General features: G+C 58.3%; 15 protein-coding genes. 8 read left to right on the top strand and 7 right to left on the bottom strand.

Annotated elements, in window-relative coordinates:
* The first annotated feature begins 37 nt into the window (after window positions 1–37).
* From J2X72_RS06015 to J2X72_RS06025, 3 genes are all read left to right on the top strand, one after another.
* A complete protein-coding gene (locus tag J2X72_RS06015) occupies window positions 38–883 on the top strand; it encodes an NAD(P)H-binding protein (protein ID WP_310069665.1) in 846 nt (281 codons plus the stop codon).
* Complete coding sequence (locus J2X72_RS06020) at window positions 880–1,371, top strand: anthrone oxygenase family protein (protein WP_310069668.1); 492 nt, start codon at window positions 880–882, stop codon at window positions 1,369–1,371. The genes J2X72_RS06015 and J2X72_RS06020 overlap by 4 nt, the downstream gene beginning before the upstream one ends.
* 85 nt (window positions 1,372–1,456) lie before the next feature.
* Complete coding sequence (locus J2X72_RS06025) at window positions 1,457–2,104, top strand: FMN-binding negative transcriptional regulator (protein ID WP_310069671.1); 648 nt, start codon at window positions 1,457–1,459, stop codon at window positions 2,102–2,104.
* On the opposite strand, the gene J2X72_RS06030 is transcribed toward J2X72_RS06025, so the two are convergent.
* The 4 genes from J2X72_RS06030 to J2X72_RS06045 all read right to left on the bottom strand — a co-directional run bounded on the left by J2X72_RS06030 (window position 2,098) and on the right by J2X72_RS06045 (window position 8,350).
* Window positions 2,098–3,321, bottom strand: coding sequence for an epoxide hydrolase (locus J2X72_RS06030; RefSeq protein ID WP_310070979.1), 1,224 nt, complete (start codon window positions 3,319–3,321; stop codon window positions 2,098–2,100). The two genes, J2X72_RS06025 and J2X72_RS06030, sit on opposite strands and share 7 nt — an antisense overlap.
* Window positions 3,322–3,426: 105 nt before the next feature.
* A complete protein-coding gene (locus J2X72_RS06035; RefSeq protein ID WP_310069675.1) occupies window positions 3,427–4,614 on the bottom strand; it encodes a succinylglutamate desuccinylase/aspartoacylase family protein in 1,188 nt (395 codons plus the stop codon).
* 189 nt (window positions 4,615–4,803) lie between these two features.
* Window positions 4,804–6,855, bottom strand: a complete 2,052-nt coding sequence (locus J2X72_RS06040) for a PAS domain-containing hybrid sensor histidine kinase/response regulator (RefSeq protein WP_210004490.1) — start codon at window positions 6,853–6,855, stop codon at window positions 4,804–4,806.
* Entirely contained in the window at window positions 6,839–8,350 is a 1,512-nt protein-coding gene (locus J2X72_RS06045; protein WP_210004489.1) for an ATPase domain-containing protein, read from the bottom strand. The genes J2X72_RS06040 and J2X72_RS06045 overlap by 17 nt, the downstream gene beginning before the upstream one ends.
* A 330-nt stretch (window positions 8,351–8,680) precedes the next feature.
* Here J2X72_RS06045 and J2X72_RS06050 point away from each other — a divergent pair, with 330 nt between their 5' ends.
* The 5 genes from J2X72_RS06050 (at window position 8,681) to J2X72_RS06070 (ending at window position 13,661) form a co-directional block, all read left to right on the top strand.
* The gene (locus J2X72_RS06050; protein WP_310069680.1) at window positions 8,681–9,463 is read left to right on the top strand and encodes an alpha/beta hydrolase; all 783 of its coding nucleotides are present in this window, start codon (window positions 8,681–8,683) and stop codon (window positions 9,461–9,463) included.
* 133 nt (window positions 9,464–9,596) lie between these two features.
* Entirely contained in the window at window positions 9,597–10,496 is a 900-nt protein-coding gene (locus tag J2X72_RS06055; RefSeq protein WP_310069682.1) for a hypothetical protein, read from the top strand.
* 1,325 nt (window positions 10,497–11,821) lie between these two features.
* Window positions 11,822–12,775, top strand: coding sequence for a DUF4238 domain-containing protein (locus J2X72_RS06060; RefSeq protein ID WP_310069685.1), 954 nt, complete (start codon window positions 11,822–11,824; stop codon window positions 12,773–12,775).
* 355 nt (window positions 12,776–13,130) lie between these two features.
* Window positions 13,131–13,394, top strand: coding sequence for a hypothetical protein (locus J2X72_RS06065; RefSeq protein WP_310069687.1), 264 nt, complete (start codon window positions 13,131–13,133; stop codon window positions 13,392–13,394).
* Window positions 13,395–13,661, top strand: coding sequence for a hypothetical protein (locus J2X72_RS06070; protein ID WP_310069689.1), 267 nt, complete (start codon window positions 13,395–13,397; stop codon window positions 13,659–13,661).
* A gap of 630 nt (window positions 13,662–14,291) precedes the next feature.
* Here the strand turns inward: J2X72_RS06070 and J2X72_RS06075 are convergent.
* The 3 genes from J2X72_RS06075 to J2X72_RS06085 form a co-directional block, all read right to left on the bottom strand.
* On the bottom strand, window positions 14,292–15,536 hold the full coding sequence (locus J2X72_RS06075) for a type VI secretion protein ImpB (protein ID WP_310069692.1): 1,245 nt from the start codon (window positions 15,534–15,536) through the stop codon (window positions 14,292–14,294).
* A 158-nt stretch (window positions 15,537–15,694) separates the two neighbouring features.
* Window positions 15,695–17,485 (bottom strand): single-stranded-DNA-specific exonuclease RecJ, encoded by a 1,791-nt coding sequence (gene recJ / locus J2X72_RS06080; RefSeq protein ID WP_310069695.1) that lies wholly within the window; start codon window positions 17,483–17,485, stop codon window positions 15,695–15,697.
* Between the two features lie 75 nt (window positions 17,486–17,560).
* Window positions 17,561–18,169, bottom strand: a complete 609-nt coding sequence (locus J2X72_RS06085) for a hypothetical protein (protein ID WP_210004475.1) — start codon at window positions 18,167–18,169, stop codon at window positions 17,561–17,563.
* Window positions 18,170–18,244 lie beyond the last annotated feature (75 nt).

Below are 18,244 nucleotides of genomic sequence, written 5' to 3' on the forward strand. Positions count from 1 at the left end.
AAATATGAGGCTTGCTCATGTTTAAGAGGAGATGAAAATGACGACCTTCCGCACCTCGAAATTCCCCGTTCTGATCATCGGCGGCACCGGCAAGACCGGCCGCCGCGTCGCCGAACGTCTGACCGCGAAGGGGGTTCCCGTGCGTATCGGCTCGCGCAACGCCAGCCCCGCCTTCGATTGGGAGAATCCCGAAACCTGGGCACCCGCGCTCGAATGCGTGTCGGCGGCCTACATCACCTACTATCCCGACCTCGCCATCCCGGGCGCTGCCGAAGCCATCGGCGATATCGCCCGCCTCGCCGTCCGCAAGGGCGTCAAGCGTCTCGTCCTCCTCTCCGGACGCGGCGAGCCCGAAGCCCAGCGCGCCGAACAACTGCTGCAAGCCTCCGGCGCCGATTGGACCATCGTCCGTGCCAGCTGGTTCATGCAGAACTTCAGCGAAAGCATGCTGCTTGGCCCGATTCTCGCCGGCGAGATGGCCCTGCCAGTCAGCACGGTGCGCGAACCCTTCATCCATGCCGATGACATCGCCGATATTGTCACGGCCGCGCTCACCGATGGTCGCCACATAGGCCAGGTCTATGAGGTCACCGGCCCGCGCGCCTTGACCTTCGCCGAAGCCACGGCCGAGATTGCCAAGGCCACCGGGCGCCCCATAAGCTACACCACCATCAGCCCGGAGGAATTCATGCAAGGTCTCGAACGGGAACAGGTGCCCGCCGATATCGCCGCGCTCGTCAACGAACTCTTCACCGTGGTGCTCGACGGGCGCAATGAATACTTGACCGATGGCGTCCACCAGGCACTCGGCCGACCACCCCGCGATTTCACCACCTTCGCCAGCGAAGCCGCTGCGACCGGCATCTGGGAGGGCGTGCAATGATCGCCCTCATGCCGTTTCTCACCCTCATTGCCGCGCTTGGCACTGGCCTGATGGCCGGCCTGTTCTTCGCCTTCTCCAGTTTCATCATGACGGCGCTGGCAAAACTGCCGCCCGAACAGGGCATCGCCGCCATGAATTCGATCAATGTGACGATCCTCAATGCCACGTTCAGCCTCGCCTTCTTCGGCACGGCCGTGCTCTGCCTTGGGCTCGGCATCGCCAGCGTCCTGCGCTGGGCGGAGCCGGGCTCGGCCTGGCTGCTTGCCGGCAGCCTGCTCTATCTTGCCGGTGTGATCGTCGTCACCATGGTATTCAACGTCCCGCTCAATGATGCGCTCGCCGCCGTTTCGCCGGGGGCGAGCCCGGAAGGCGCTGCCCTGTGGACCCGCTATCTCGCCGAGTGGCTGCCGTGGAACCATGTCCGCACCTTCGCCAATATCGGCGCGCTTATCGCCTTCATCCTCGCCTATGGCAGGCAGGCGGCGTGAAACCCTGTACAAGGCGCCTCACCCCGCCTTGTATCAAGCCTGGTCCTGATGCACACTCCGGCGCTAGAACACCAAGGAGCATCCCATGTACCAGCCGCCGCATTTCCGCGAGGAGAGGCTTGAAATCCAGCACGCGCTCATCAAGGCGCATCCGCTCGGCCTGTTGATCAACAGTGGCGAAGATGGACCCAATGCCAATGCCATTCCCTTCCTGCTGGATGCAGAGGCCGCGCCGAAGGGCACGCTCTTCGCACACGTCGCCCGCGCCAATCCGCAATGGCGCCAGCTCGCGAGCGATGGCCGCGTGCTCATCGTCTTTCAGGGTCCCCAGACCTATGTGACGCCCTCCTGGTATGCGACCAAACAGGAAACCGGCAAGGTCGTGCCCACATGGAACTATGCCATCGTTCAGGTACGCGGCACGGCCAAAATCATCGAGGACCGCGACTGGCTGCGGACCCACGTCTCCGCCCTCACCGCCCGCAACGAAGCGCCGCGCGCCGCGCCATGGGCGGTGGCTGACGCTCCGGAAACCTATATCGACTCGCAGCTGAAAGGGATTGTCGGCATCGAGATCGAGATCGCCGAGATCGAGGGCAAGTGGAAGATCAGCCAGAACCGCCCCGAGAACGACCGCACCGGCGTAGCGGATGGTCTCGAAGCCGATCAGCACACGACGGAAGCGCGGGCCATGGCCGAATTGGTGCGGGCTGGTGGTATGAAGTCTTACTGACGCAGCGATCTGAACGCAGCTCGCAGCTCTGCGCTGAAAAGCTCCGGCTGTTCCCACGCGGCGAAGTGACCGCCCTTGTCGACCTCGTGGAAGTAGATCAGGTTGCGATAGGCGCGCCGGGCCCATGTCTCCGGGGCGCGATAGTTTTCGAAAGGAAACACCGTGATCGCCACCGGCAGCGCGATTTCGGAGGTCATCTCGCCGGCCGATAGCGCGGGACTGCGGCCACCGCCATATTCCCAGTAGAGCCGCCCCGAAGAGGTCGCGCTGTTCGTCAGCCAATACAGCGTGACGTCGTCCAGAACTTCGTCGACAGATTTTTCGGGATCGTCGTTGCTGTATGTCCATCTGGAAAAGCCCGGATGCCCGAGCATCCATGCGGCGAGGCCGGCTGGTGAGTCAGTTATGGCATAGCCTACCGTCTGCGGCCGCGTACCCATCATCGTCGCATAGGACCTGTTCCCCATTTTACCAGCAGCAGCAAGCGCGTCGAATGTCTCGCGCTCCTTCTCGGTCAATCCCGCAGGCGCAGGTCCGCCGACGGCAAGCACCGCCGCAATCTCGGGCGGTACGATCGCCGGCAAGTTGATGTGGATGCCGAGCAGACCCTCCGGCGCCTGGCGCGCCATCGCGCTCGAGACAGGCGAGCCCCAGTCGCCGCCCTGGGCGACATAGCGCGTATAGCCCAGGCGCTTCATCAGTTCCGCCCAGATCTTGGCGGTGCGGTCGGGACCCCAACCGGTGTCCGTCGGCTTGCCGGAAAAGCCATAGCCGGGCATCGCCGGAATGATCACGTCGAACGCGTCTTCCGGCTGCCCGCCATGAGCGGTCGGATTCGTCAGTGGATCGATGATCTTGAGTTGTTCGAACACGGATCCCGGCCAGCCATGCGTGATAATCACAGGCAGGGCGTTCGCATGCTTTGAGCGAACGTGGATGAAGTAGATATCGATCCCGTCGATTTTGGTGGTGAATTGCGGCAGGGCATTCACTCTGGCTTCCACCTTGCGCCAGTCGTAGTCGCTGCCCCAATACTCGACCAGCGGCTTGAGCTTCGCAAGCTGTATGCCCTGGGATTGATCGGTCACCGTCTCCGGGTCGGGCCAGCGTGTCTCCTGTATCCGGCGTTTGAGCTGGCTAAGCTCCTCCTCGGGCACGTGGATAGTGAACGGCTTTATCGATGTATCTTCGGCTGCCTGCGCATTTGCCGCGAGCATGTGCAGCGGCGCACCGCCAATGCAGATAACAAAAGACCAAAGCGCGACCAGCGCAAGCGTCTTGATAAGGCTTGTCATCTGCATTCCCCCCTTTTTATCGGTGAATTATTCGGGATAAGTCTCGACACCCTCCGGCGGGGCTTTGTGATAAAGGATAAATGCCAGCGGGTTGCCGGGCTCGGACGATACATCGCTGCGCAGGCCAGCCACCTGTCCCGCCACGCCGGTGGTATACTCCGCAACCACCTCGCCGAAGCTATTGCGCTGGATGGCCACCTTCTGTCCGGCTTCGACCTTGTCGTTGAGCTTGACCAGATGCTCGACGAACCCGCCCTCCGTTGCCAGAATCGGAAATGCGCTGTTGCCGACAAAAACACCCGCATCCTTGCCGGTGCGTCCCATCGGTCCGCCAAGAATGCCATGATGCTTGAGAACGTTCATCGTACCTTCCACAAACTGGGCGATCAATTCGAGGTCGAGGACACGCGCAGCGCCGACCTCCGGGCAAAAGGACGGGATGCCCGCATCGACAAACGCATTGTGCAGGACGCCGGGATAGGTGTGATTGTCGAAAATCTGGCTGACGGGGTAAAGATCCACGATCGCTTTGATCTCGGGCACATCCATGCTGGCAATGTTGAAGGCGGAGACCTCGAAACCGGTTGTCCCGGTGTGGAAGTCGATCGCGACGTCGGCGTTGGGGCGGAGAAGCCGGTTGAACAGCAGCCCGGCGTGCCGGCTGGCCGCGGTGGCACCGTTCTCGTTTCCCGGCCACACCCGGTTCATGTCGACCAGATCGAGGCCCCTGCCCGAATCGGGCCATCTGCGCTGCATGGCCTCGATGGCCGGGCCAGACACGTCCGTTACCGCCATCACAGTACCGGACATCTGTGTCGGGTCGAGTTGGTTCAATACGGTCTGGACCGTATGCACTGAACTCATCTCGTCGCCATGAACGCCGCTGACCAGAACGACGCGCTTGCCCGGCTTTGCCCCTTTGGCGACAATCACAGACGCATACCGCTGCTGGCCGGTGGGCATCCGAACACCCTGAAAATACAGGAAATGCTTCTTGCCAGGCTCGAGGTCGTTGACGTCGAGCGTACTGACGACCTTCTTCCCCTGTACAATATCCCCCGTATAGACGGTTGCCTGCGGCGCAGCCGGGGCAGCTGTGTCTTGCGCATTCGCAGTGCCAGCGCTGGCGGCAAGGGCAGCCGACACGCCGACCGTGGCAAGGGATGCGATCATGAAGTCGCGGCGATCGAGGCCTTCTTTAGGCTTGTCCGGCATGATGGAGGTCCTTTGTGATGTTGGCCATGACCATTTCTTGTAGCTGCAACGCATAAGAATGCTTGAAACAATGAACGCGGCTACGGTGTAAACAGCAAGTACGTAACGGTTAAGTTGCGTCTGGTACGGCTATGCCCGCTTGTGCCAGAAATGGCCGCCGCGCCACATCAACCAAGATGTTTGTAAATTTCAGAGCACCAATGCTTTTGCGATGTGGGCGGCCAAGTCAGCTTGATTGTATGGTTTGCCAAGTCGAGGCACGTCGATATCCGCTCCCGGCGGCAAATCGGCATAGCCGGTGGCAATAAGGATAGGCAGGTCGGGCTTCAGCGCTCGGGCAGCTTTGGCAAGTTCCGCACCGGTCATTTTTGGCATCGAATAGTCGGTGATGAGAAAGTCGACCTCTTGCCCGCCTTTGAGGATTTCCAGTGCCTCCAAACCGGAATGCGCTTCAATCACCTCGTGCCCCAGGTCTTCGAGCATATCCACGGTGCTCATCGCGATCAACGCATCGTCATCCACCACCAATATCCGGAACTTCGCCTCATCGATCGCGGGAACGGCGGCATCGGCCGCAACAACATCATTTTTCATCTTTGTGCTCATGGGAAGCCACAACTCCGCTGTTGTTCCTGCCCCAGTGGAACTCGATAGTCGAAGTGCACCGCGCAGCTGCACTGCCAGACCATGGATCATGGAAAGTCCAAGTCCAGTGCCCTTTCCGAGTTCCTTCGTGGAGAAGAATGGGTCAATCGCCCTTTTCAGTGTCTCGGGCGACATTCCTTGACCAGTGTCGCGAACGGAGAGCACGACATATATTCCCGCGGTCAGATCGCCCGTAGCCGAAGCGATCTCCGTCTTCTTGACGCCGATTGCGATTTCTCCGCCATTGGCCATAGCATCGCGTGAATTGACCACCAGATTGAGCAGGGCCAACTCAATTTGATTCGCATCCGCCAGCACAGGGGGCAGACCGGCAGGCAGGTCGTAGTTGATCTGGATCTTGGATCCGACCGACCTCCATAAAAGATCAGTCATCCCTTTTACCAGTTCTACAAGATCGACCGGTTCAACCTTAAGATCCTGGCGTCGGGCAAAGGCGAGCAATCTTTGGGTCAATGCCGCCCCCCGTTGCGCCCCCTGCAAAGCCCCGTCTATCAACCGCACTGCCTTGGGGTCGTCGGCAAAATGCTTGCGCAGCAGATCGAGATTTCCAAGGACTGCCATCAGCAAATTGTTGAAGTCGTGCGCCACGCCGCCGGTAAGATGGCCTATGGCTTCCATTTTCTGGGCCTGCCTGAGGTGCTCTTCGGCGACCTCCCGTTGCTTTACCTCGTCAATAAGCGACTGGTGCGCGTTGTTGAGTTCCAATGTGCGTTCAACAACGCGCTCCTCAAGCGTCCCATTCAATTCAATCAGCTCTTTTTCAGCGGTCTTGCGCGCGGTTATGTCTGATGAGACACCGACCAGGCGTGAAACATTGCCGTCGCGGTCTTTTACAACCCTTCCTCGGAACTCCGCCCAATGCGCGCTCGAGTCCGGCCAAATCGTTCGATACTCGATTTCAAAGTCCAGGCCAGTCGAAATGGCGTTTTGTATCGCTGTTTGCATCCGCCCACGATCATCCGCGTGGATACTATCGACCAGGTTATCAAATAGAAAACTATCGCCCGGACTTCTCCCGAAGACGGCCTTGCATACATCCGATGTGAGGAGCGCGCCGGTTGCGACATCATATTCCCAGGAACCAAGCCTTCCGGCGCGAAGTGCTGTTTGCAGCCTGCGCTCTCCCTCGCTCAATTCTTCCATTCTGTTCAACGCTTCGTATTGGCGAGACCTTGCCCTAAGCGCGGTTTTTGCAACGCTTATGAAACTCGTCGCGTGAAAAGGACGCTCAAAGAAGGTGACGTTGCGGAGAATTTCCGACAAGCGTGCTGCCGCAGGGTTACGCTCCGGCCCGCCGCCACGATGTGTCAGAACGACGAATGGCAAATCGGACCAGCTGGGCTGACTTTCCACCCAAGACGAAAGCAGTTTCAGATCGGCGCCAAGAATTGCCTCCTCGGTGATCACAACGAACGTAACGTGCTCTCCGAGGGCGTGGCAGAGACTTTCAAGGTCCGAAAATATCCTGGAGACGATACCGGCTTCGGTAAGAATGGAGGCCGCGACCATCGCGTCGCGACCACCTGGTGCGTATATGAGAGCCGATTTGCTGCTAGTTTCAAGAATGATCGACATCCATTTGGTTTGGGGTTAGCAGGGGTTCGATCTTGCCGACGAAATTGGGTACTCCGCGCAAAACTCCCTGGAACTCGTCGAGGGGTTCACCGAGTGATAGCCCTTTGTTGGAGATTCGAAATTCCCTGATCGTGTCCTCGTGGTGGCCCGTTCTCTTCTTGATGACAGAGACGGCTCTCCTCACTCTCCCGCGCGCCTCGAAATAGCGAAGCAGGACCACACTATCGGCGAGGTAGGTAACATCGACCGGAGCTTTCATGTCCCCGACCAGACCATGCTGCGCGACGGTCAGGACTGTCGTCGCTCCCTGACGATTGAGGTATTGCAGCAGTTCATGCATGTGGAGGACAAGGGCGTTTTCCTCCGGCATCGACGCCTGGTAACCATTCAGGCTGTCGATCACGACGGTTTTGGCATTCGCGCTGTCGACACGTTCCCTGACCCGATGCGCAAACTCTCCCGGGGAGAGTTCCGCAGCGTCGAGTTGTTCTATATGAAGACTGCCCTCGCCGCGCATTTTTTCGAGGTCGATGCCGATTGTCTTGGCACGCGCGAACAATAAACCCAGTTCCTCATCGAAAACGAACACCGCGGCCTTCTCGCCGCGTTTGATTGCGGCCATCACAAACTGCAGCGCGAAGGTGCTTTTGCCGGTGCCGGCGGGACCAAGTACGAGGCAGCTCGAGCCTCTTTCCAGACCACCTCCAAGAAGGTCGTCCAGTTCGCTTATGCCACTGGGAAGCACTTCGCGGGAGAATTCCTTGCGGTGCTCCAGCGCGACAAGGCGCGGGAAAGCAACGACGCCGCCGGTTCTGATGATGAAATCATGGAAACCACCGCGAAATGCCTGACCTCTGTACTTGATGACCCGCAGGCGCCTTCTTTCCGAACCATAGTTTGGCGCGAGTTCTTCAAGCTTGATGACCCCGTGAACGACACTATGAACGGTCTTGTCGAGACTATCGGACGTCAAATCATCGAGGAGCAGGACCGTCGCGTTCTTTCGCGCGAAATAATGCTTGAGCGCCAGAATCTGCCGGCGATATCGCAGTGAACCTTGCGCCAGAAGCCTGATTTCGGACAAGCTGTCCAAAACCACTCGTTTTGGCCGGATGCGTTCAAACTCCTCAAAGATGGCTTTGGTCGTTTCGCCCAGTTCGAGATCTGACGAGTACAGAAGACTTTGCTGTTGCTCGGCATCAAGAAGACTCTCCGGCGGCACGAGTTCGAAAATCGCGATGTTTCCGTCGATTGTTAGGCCGTGCGAAGCCGCGCCGTCACGAAGTTCATCTTCGGTCTCGGATAGCGTGACATACAGGCCTTGCTCGCCTATCGCCGCCCCTTCCATCAAAAAACTCAAAGCGATCGTTGTCTTACCTGTGCCGGGATTTCCCTCAAGCAAAAACACGCGGCCTTCGCTCAGTCCTCCCGCAAGGATTTCATCTAATCCTGAGACACCAGTTCGAGCTTTTTTCGATCTGGGAATAGGCTGCATGTGTTTGCTCCATTAGGACTATCGGACAATGAGTTGGAAAAACGATACGAATTTTGAAGATTTCCCCATTTCCAAAACGACAGACGGAAGCCTGCCAGCTGTGTTAAACGAGATTGAGATTGATTGGTTCCGACGCCTGCAGAAGAACATTCGCTGTCTTCGTGCCGTTCCCCCGCGCGACCAGCCAGCGGACAAACCGGCTGCCGGAGACAGATGGAGCTTTCTGCCGATGCCATTTTCGCCGGTGGACTATCCCTGCTACAATCCATCCACCGAATGCAACCGTAATGACCGAATTTCTCCCCGGCAGCCGACAGGATAGGAATCGTTATGACGCTTATGACCCGCCGTATGTTTACCGCGACACTCGCATCCAGTGCCGCCCTTGGCCTCCTTCAAAAACGGGTTTTCGCCCAAGACATCGTCAAGGCAAAGAACGTTGTGCTTGTCCATGGGCTGTTTGCTGACGGTTCCTGCTGGGTTGACGTCATAGGCCGCCTTCAGGAAGCAGGGTTGAACGTGACCTCGGTGCAAAACCCGTTGACGACGCTTCCGGAGGCTGTTGCCGCCGCCAAGCGGGTTCTCGACCGCCAGGACGGGCCGACCGTTCTTGTCGGGCATTCATTTTCCGGAATGATCGTCACGGAAGCCGGTGTGCATCCGAATGTCTCCGCGCTGGTCTATATCGCCGCCCGCGCTCCGGATGCCGGCGAAGACTATACCGCGCTGGCCAAGACCTATCCGACACCCCCGGCCACCGCCGGCATCGTTTTCGATGGCGATGAGGGCCGGCTGAGCGAGCAGGCCTTCCTCCACGACTTCGCGGGCGACGTACCCGAGAAGCAGGCAAAAGTCCTCTTTGCCGTCCAGGCACCTTTCAACAAGGCCCTTCTGGCCGGCAAGACGACACAGGCCGCCTGGCGATCCAAGCCGAGCTTTTACGCAGTCTCCAGAAATGATCGCACGATCAATCCCGATCTCGAACGCTTCATGGCAAAACGCATGGGCGCAAAAACAATCGAGCTCGAAGCGAGCCACGTTTCCATGATCTCGCAACCAGACGCCGTGGCAGCACTCATCCTCGAAGCGGCTGGCATGGGCACAAAAGGCTGATCCCAGTAGCGTTTCGGCCAAAACCACGTAGATTGCTGCCCGGCGAATACCATAGGTTGTATCGGTTTCGCTGTTGTCGCGCCGCTCTACGCAGGCGGCCAGCCCTCGAACAGCCGTCTGGCGGGAGACATGCATGGTGTTGGGGATTTTCATCGGTGCCTTATTCGTTGGCGGCACTATTGCGCTGACCCTCGCCTGCTATTTCCTGATGCGTTGGATGAGCGGCAATGAGCACGAGACCCATGAAAGGGATCTCGCAAGTTCGGTCGTCTTCCGCGTCTCGGCCTTGCATGGGCTGATCCTGGCGCTGGTTTTTGCGCAGGAAATGTTCAGCTACCAGCAACTCCGGCTTCAGACCGCTACCGAGGCCAATGCCATCGCCGATGTCTATTTCGATGCCGGGCGCTATGGCGACACGCAGAAGGTGAAGATCCAGAAGGAACTCTCCGACTATATCCGTGTCGTCATCGTCAAGGAATGGCCCGAGCTTGGCCGGAATAACCGGCTCTCGCCGGAGGCCTGGACGCAGTGGGATGAAGCCTATCGCGCGATCCTCGATCTGGTGCCGACAAATCCGCGCCAGCAAAGCCTGCGCAACCACATGCTAGACCGGATTTACCTTGTCTCGGAAAGCCGCACCAAGCGCGAGAGCACCGTTGCCGATGCCCTCAGCGGCATATTCTGGTTCGCCGCCATTTCCGGGATGATCTTCATTGCGCTGGCCTATTACTCCTATCCGCCGACGCGCCGCAATGTCATCCTGATCTCACTTTTCGGCGCCTATACAGGCGTTATCCTGTTTTCTCATCTATGCCTTCTCCAATCCCTACATGCAGCCGGCGGAACTCAGCCCCGGTCCGTTCCTGCGGCTGCAGGAACAGATCGCGGCCTTGCCGCCGCCGGCGGGTTGAGCCTGCGCCGCATCGCGCATGACTTCAGTGCCGGATGCTGTGGCTCTGGTCGCGAGCCCTGTTGCTGCTGCGAAGCGTGCAATCATAATAGCCGGATGCACAGGACCGGGCCGGGTTCATGAAATAGTCCTCCACCCGCCTCTGCCAGCTGTTGCGCGAGCTCGTGCTATTGCAGCCGGCAAGCATGGATAAGGCCACAAGGGCGGCAGCCAGTTTCACAATACCCATATCTGTCTCCTCTTGTGCGAATTCGGACCAGCATCCGCTTTAGCATGCTGGCCGCACTTTGACAGCTGCATTCGCCCTGTATCGGCCATCCACCGACCTCCATCATGGGGCGCTTCATTGTGCCGTAACATGTTGAAATAACAAGACAATTATATTATACGCATTTCGTTTCCGGTATCTTTCCTAGTGACCGTTTTCCCGGTCTCGAATTCGCCCAAACCGCGAATCGCGTTCCTCCATGGCATTGCGAGATGTTAGGTGCATGAAAACCATCATCGGCTTATGCGGTTGGTCGAGACGGTCGCTCAAAGACGGCTTTGATCGCCATCATCGATCCGTCCTTCTTTCGAACGAACATTTTCATGAACAAGCGTGAATCCACTATCTCGAAGAATGCCCTGAACGGCGAACCTGCGAGATAGCCAGCGTCCTTGCTCCAACGGCCGTTCGCAGATGCCGACGTGGAAGAGTCCGAAACATGTTGGGCGGTGGCGTTCCATCCATTATTCGCATTGACGCTGAGCAATGCGCCCGCGAATTTGAATTCAACCGCGCACGTTCGGCATTCACCGCCGGTAGAAGCAATCTGTTGCCACTTGCCTTCGAATGGTATGTCGCCGGCGTGGGCCGGGCTTAGTTGCAAAGCGATATATGTGAAAGACATCAATAGATAGCGAACCATTCTTCAAACTCCGTTGGGCGCAGCCAGCTTAAAGCGGTTTGTTTCCAAAAGGCGTTGCGAAAATGCCAAGCATTTTACCGATATGTAACATTGCAGCAGGCGACGCAATTAGAGGCATTTGGCATTCCGGCCTCTTTTTCTCTCCCAGGAACGAAAACGAAAACCTGTTTCGAGCGATTGCTCAAGCCCGTGAACGGCGGTAAATTTGACCTCGTGTTGCGAACCACATTTTTCTGGAGACTACGTTCGCAATGCGCCTTCACGATTTCTCCCCTTGGCAAGTCCTCCGCGTCACCTGTACGCGCTGCAATCACGCTGTCCTGCTCGACCCCAAGGCCCTCTATCGCGCTGCAAATAGCCCGGCCTCGATGAGCGTAAAGGACGTAGAAGCGAAGCTCCGTTGCTCCGCGTGCACGCGCAAGGGCGAGGTCAAAATAGAGATCGGGCCAAGGCCGGGCGTCGGGAGAGGCTAAACGTTGCTGAGGATGACGGCTCTGCGACCTTCACATACGCCACATAAGCATTGTACCTTGAGGGATGTCCGAAGCTCGAAACCATCACTTTGTCCCGCAAGGCTACCTTCGTGGTTTTTCCCACGGTGTGAAGCGTCAAGCTCAATTGTTCGTTGTGGATCGGATCAAAAGGAAGGCGTACACGTCGGCGGTGCGTAACGTTGCCGGACAGCGTGATTTCAATCGCGTTGAAATCGAGGGTGTTGGGCCGAATGACGTTGAGCATTTCTATGCAAAGATTGAGGGCGAAGTCGCGCTGGCAATCAAGCGCATCGCGGCAGAGGAATCGCTAACCCGGCCCAATACCCAAGACCTCGAAACCGTCGTAACGATGATCATGATCTTGGCTATTCGAAACCCTCGATTACGAGGAAACATGGCGTCCTCGCTAAGTGGCCTCTACAAGCGGATTATGGACATTTCTCTTTCTTCCAAGGATCGATGGGAAGCGGTGACACGCCGAATGGAGCGCGAAGGATACGCAACGAAAGGAAACGTCACTTACGAGCAGCTGCGTGAATTCGTGGATCGTGGAGAGTACGATATATTGACCACTACCACCGGCCACGCGAGCATGGAAATCCGAAGCTATACAAAGCTTATTCACGTGTTTGGTAATCGAAGATGGACGCTTTTCAAAGCCGCTCCAGAAGCGGGCGACTTCATAACCTCTGATCATCCGGTATGTCTGTTCGACAAACGGCAACCGACCGCATATAGCCCGATTGGATATGGAACGCGCGAAACGGTGCTCATCTTTCCGGTCACCCGGCGTTTGCTGCTTTGGGGAGAATTCGAGGATGGCGACGAGACTACACTAGAAATGCCCCCCGACCTCGTTTGGCAAATGAACTCCCGAATTGCGTCCTACGCAACGAGACAGGTCTACGCAGCGGATAACACCCCGAGATATCTTTCAAAGCCCAACGTGAAGGCCATTCCGTCGCTGTTAAAGGAAGGCTGGTTCGTAAACGTGTAAAAGAGCCCTCAACGGAGGGCGCTGTGGCGGTTCGCTGCGATCTCCGAGACCTCAATCTCTTCGTCGGCGGCCTTAACGGCGATGAGCTTTGCATCACGCACCCCTTTGGTCAAACAGCTTCATCACCGTCCGGGCAAGGCGGTCTGCATTCTCATCCAGACGCGGATCGCGCTGGAGCGCAGCCGAGGCCCCGGCAACTGACGAAACGTTCGAGGACCTCCTAAAACGCCTAGATGCAGCCGAGGAAGAACAGGAACCCAAATAGCGGCGGGCTCTAGCACTGATTTACGGATGGGTAAAACCTTACGGAAGATTTTGACGCTGGTTTAAATCCGGGGCTGGTAGTGCTTCCGGCATGGAAACAAAGAAGACATTCATCGACGTACTCAAAGTCCTCGCTCCGATGTGGGGCATCATGATCGGGGCAGCCATTGGCTGGATGCTGTTTACCCAGCTTTGGCAAATCCTCGTGGTGGCGGTTCTCTGCATGACTGCTGGCCAAATCTATTATCGCGAAATTATCAGTGCGGATCATCACTTCACTGCAATCACGTGGGTAGTTGCCTGCTTTTTCTTCTTCATCCCAGTGCCGACGGTAGTTGCGGGTCTTTTGCGGTAAATGGACAGGACAAGAAACCTTATCGATACGCTCAAAGCTGCTTCCCCGATGGTGGGCTTCACCTTGGGGAAATTTGTCGGCCCTGCGGTCGTGACAACAAAAGGTGAGGTGGCAATTATTACCTTGCTCCTCATGTTGGCCATGACGCCGTTCCTTTATCAGGTTGTCATGGCCCGGCCCGTGTTCGCCAAGGTGGTGTTCATAGCGACACCCTTCGTGCTGTTTCCTATCGTGGCGCTGATCTATTACCTTCTTGATTGGCACTAGCAGCGGTCTCTGGCGCTGCCCCCGATCCCGCCGCTAGTCGATCAGCAGGGAGGAAATTCCCTAGTTCCCGCGCAAGTTGCGCCAGATCGAACATCTGGATTCCCCATATCAGTCTGGAGCAATACGCGATCACCTTCGTACGGTCATTGACAGTGACGACGGTGTGATCGTGCTCCCGTTAGCCCCCGGCGCTGGACGGGCAACTTACGGCGCTCAAGTACCCGGTACGAATTGGCTTAGCGCCAACGTGGCAAAAGCCGCCTAGCCGGTTCTTCCAAAAAGACTTTGACGCCCCTCCACTTGACAGGGACGTCATTCATCGCGCGATCAGCCATGGCCCGATCTCTTCAACTCCTCGATTGCCGGCGCGCGTTTTGGATGCCCAAGGCAGCGGCGATGACGATGCGCCCGGCTAGATCCAGTTGCAACACCTGCCTTGCCGGAGCTTCGCGGCGATTGTCGCTCTGCGCAAGCTTTGCGGAAAAGGTCATCGACGGGCCTGAAAATAGAACGACGCGGCTCCCTCATGGTGAGCTTGTCGAACCACGCAAAACGGCTGTGCGTGGTTCGACAAGCTCACCATGAGGGAAGTAGGAGCATGGCGCGTTGCACGCGAAGCAACCGCACCCCTCAAAAATCCTCCGCTTCCGGTATCCGCCCGAATGCGATCTTGGAGCCGATATAATTGCCCGGGCCGTGGTTCGGACCAAGGTTGAGTGCCTTCGACCCATGCCGCACCCGAATCGTGTCGAGCACGTCCGAGACGCGTTCCCACTGTCCGCGCTGCCTCACACTTGTCCCGGTGTCGAACAGGTCACGGCTGGCCTCCTCTTCCGCCGACAGATCATGCAGAACCACCGTGACCGAGCTGATGTTGCGCATCTCACCCGCTGCAATCATTTTCGCGTGCAGATCATTGAGACAACTCAGGAAAGTATGATCGTCGCGCGCCGGGCGGAACTGGCCTTCCAGTGTCACGCGGCTGTCGCGCCTGACCCCGACCGTATAGCTCATCGCCCCGGCGCGGTAATGCGAGCGGCGCAGGCGGCGAGCAGCGCTCAGGCTGAGCAGCCTCGCGCATTGCAGCACCTTTTCCGGCGCGCGCCAGTCCGGCGGCAGGTTGCGGCCATGGCCGAACATGCGCTTGATCGTCTCCGGCTTTTCCACCGCGTAGCCATGCAGCGCGGCAACGAAGCGCTCGCCTTCGACGCTGTTCCAGATGGCGCGGGCGTGCTTCGGCGCAAGGTTCCACAGGCCGCGGATGTCGCTGACGCCCGCCTCGCCGAGGCGCGCCGTCATGCCTTTGGAGATGCCCGGCAGGTCGCGCAGTTCCAGATCGAACAGGCGCCCGGGCAGATCGTCATGCTCGAGCAGCACGAAGCCATCCGGCTTGTCCATTTCCGCCGCGATCTTGGCCAGAAGCTCATTGACGGAAATGCCGATCGAACAGGTGAGGATCGGGCCGATTTCATCGTGCAAGGCGCGCTTGATCCGCGCCGCCAGGCCCGGCGCGTCACGCGCTTCGGATTGCAACAGGTTGCAAGCGACCTCGTCGATGGAGCGGACGGCAGCAATCGGCACGCAGCGCTCGATCGTCTCGAGGATGCGATTATGCAACTTTACGTATATGTCCGGTCGTGCCTCTATGAAGACGATGTCGGGACATTTCTGCTTCGCCTCGGCAACACTCGTCCCGGTCTTGATGCCGAAGGGCTTTGCCTGGCGGCTGGCGGCGATGACACTCGTATGAGGCGAGTCCAGTGGCACGACTGCAACCGGGCGTCCTTGCAGGGCCGGATTGAGCTGTTGCTCGGCGCTGGCAAAGAAGCTGTCGAAATCCAGATAAAGCTTTTCGGTGTGGGTCGGTTTACGCATGGGTTCAAGTTCTCAACTGAGAACAAAACTAGAACACGGATCGCAAGAAATTGGAACAGGAATCTGCGAAAAGTGAGGATAAGTTTCGCCAATTCTTATGCAAGAATCGGCGATTCTTGCGCAAAAATAATTGGAACTCACGCAAGAATTTCGGAAGCTCACACGGCTTTTGCGGCGTCGAGGATGCGGAACTGCGTCGTGGTCGAGCCGTTCCAATGGTTGAGCGCAAGGTTCCCCGCCACGTGGAGCGACTGCCCTAGCTCCTTGAAAAGGAAGTCTCCGAGCGCACTTCCAATCGCCCGAAACGCTATCGCATTGATGCGTTTGCCGTCCGCGCCCTCCAGCGTTGCCTTGACGTGGCTCGTCCCGACCCTCCTTGCATCAACCAGCCTGTGATGCGGCAAAACCAGCACCGGTTGAGGGTGGCCGGAACCAAAGGGACCCGCCCTTTCCATCGTCTCGTAGAGCGGCACAGTCGCCCCGGCAGCGCTTAGCGCGCCATCGATGGCAAGCGAGGCGTTGCCACGCAACTGGCCGACCATTTCGCCGGCGCTTTCCTCGAAAAACGCGCGTAAAGCCGCCATTTTGTTGCGTTCCACGGTGATTCCGGCCGCCATCGCGTGACCACCGCCTTTGACGAGAAACCCCTGTTCGACGGCGTTTCGCACCAGTTTTCCAAGGTCGAAACCGTTGATCGAACGGCCCGAACCGCTCCCCGTACCATTGGCGTTGAATGCTATCGCGAAGGCCGGTCGCCGCGTCCGCTCCTTCAGCCGTGCCGCGATCAACCCGACGATGCCAGGGTGCCAATCATCGCTGGCGGTGACCAGAACCGCCGGTCCGGACCCGGCGGAGAGCTCGACCATCGCCTCGGCCTCTGCCTGTTCCAGCATGATGGTTTCCATCGCCTGGCGCTCCTGGTTCAGGCGATCGAGTTCCTCGGCAATACGCATCGCTTCGTTCGGATCGTCGAGCGTCAGCAGCCTTGCACCCAGCCCGGCATCGCCGATCCTACCGCCTGCATTTATCCGGGGACCCACTAAGTATGCGAAATGAAAGGCATTTAGCGGCTCGCCGATGCGCGACACCCGTGCCAGCGCCGAGAGGCCGGCATTCTGCTGGGCGCGCGCAACGAGTATCCCTTTGACCACGAAAGCCCGGTTGAGTCCCCTCAGCGGCACGACATCGCAAACCGTGGCAAGCGCCACGAGATCAAGCAGTGACAGAAGGTCCGGGCTAAGAATGCCGAGATTGACGTGCTGCTCGCGCAGCACACGCGACGTCTGCACCAGTGTCAGGAAGACGACCCCGGCGGCGCAAAGATGGCCCTGTCCCGACAAATCGTCCTCGCGATTGGGATTGACCACCGCGTGGGCCGCCGCGGGTAGTTCGCCGCCAACCTGATGGTGATCGAGCACCACCACATCGGCACCGGCGTCCTTTGCCGCCGCGATCGCGGCCGCGCTGTTGGTGCCGCAATCCACGGTGACGATAAGCGACGCCTGCTGCGCCAGTTCCTGCATGGCGGCGGGATTAGGGCCGTAACCTTCGAATATCCGGTCCGGGATGTAAATCCGGTTGGCAATGCCATAATGGGTGAGAAAACGCGACAGGATCGCCGAAGAACAGGCGCCATCAACGTCATAATCGCCGAAAATTGCGACCTTCTCGCGGGCTGCGATCGCTCTGGCGAGGCGCTCGGCCGCCCTGTTCATGTCAGTCAGCGAAGCGGGATCAGGCATAAGGCTCCTGATCGTCGGGTCCATGAAGGCAATCGCCTCCTCCAGCCCGACGCCCCGGCCTGCCAAAACCCGCGTTACCAGGTCCGGAAAGCCGTGGTTTTGCGCCATCGCCAGCGCGATATTGGCTTCGCGTTGCCCGAGCCGGTCGATCCATTTCAGACCAGTTGCCGATTGTTCAACGCCGAGGAAAAGCCGTTCTGGAACCATCGCTCCGGTTAATCACCCGGCGGCATTGAATGCAATGCTTCGAAAGACCTATCCAACGGCTTTTGCTGGTCCTGCTCAGTTCCCAGGTGGCAGCGCGAGGGCGCTCACGGCGGAGGCGACAGACGACGCGAAGTCTGTAAGCTGGCGGTCAACGAGTTCCTTGGAACTCAGCCTGTAGTTTATTACGGGTTGGATAAGCAGATAACGACCAAGAACGCCGGTAGCGCAAACCAAAAAATCATCTTTCTTCTGCGGATCGTCGGAACTGACACAGGCCATCGCCCGGTTGCCATAGCTAACATTCGTCCGCTGCGCGATCTGGCCGGGCTGGGTGCTATGGTATTGAAAAGCCTGATCAAGGAGGCTGCGCACGACGGGGTCGTCCGGTCCGTCCCTCACCGGATAGATACCAGGCACATTGCTGGCTCTTACACCATTGATCGAGACAATGGCACGCGCATCCAGCCCGCCATATTCTATTGTCGCACTGAAATTCTGCGGATCGCTGGTGCGGCTGATTACGGTGAACGGGCCGGATGTGTCAGGCAGACTGATCAGAATATCCCCGGAACGATAACCTTGAATAAGATCAGGATCTGCTTCCTGTGCATGGAGTATAGAGTACTGTGTCGAGCCCACGGCGATCAACAACGCGCAACCGGCTATTCTGTGCTGGATATTCATGGTTGTCCCGCCCGAATGAATCCCTCTCAGAGCAAAATAGCAAAAATCCTGTCGTTCCAATAGGGTACAGAGACA

The organism is Phyllobacterium sp. 1468 (assembly GCF_031455525.1).
Taxonomy (GTDB): Bacteria; Pseudomonadota; Alphaproteobacteria; order Rhizobiales; family Rhizobiaceae; genus Phyllobacterium.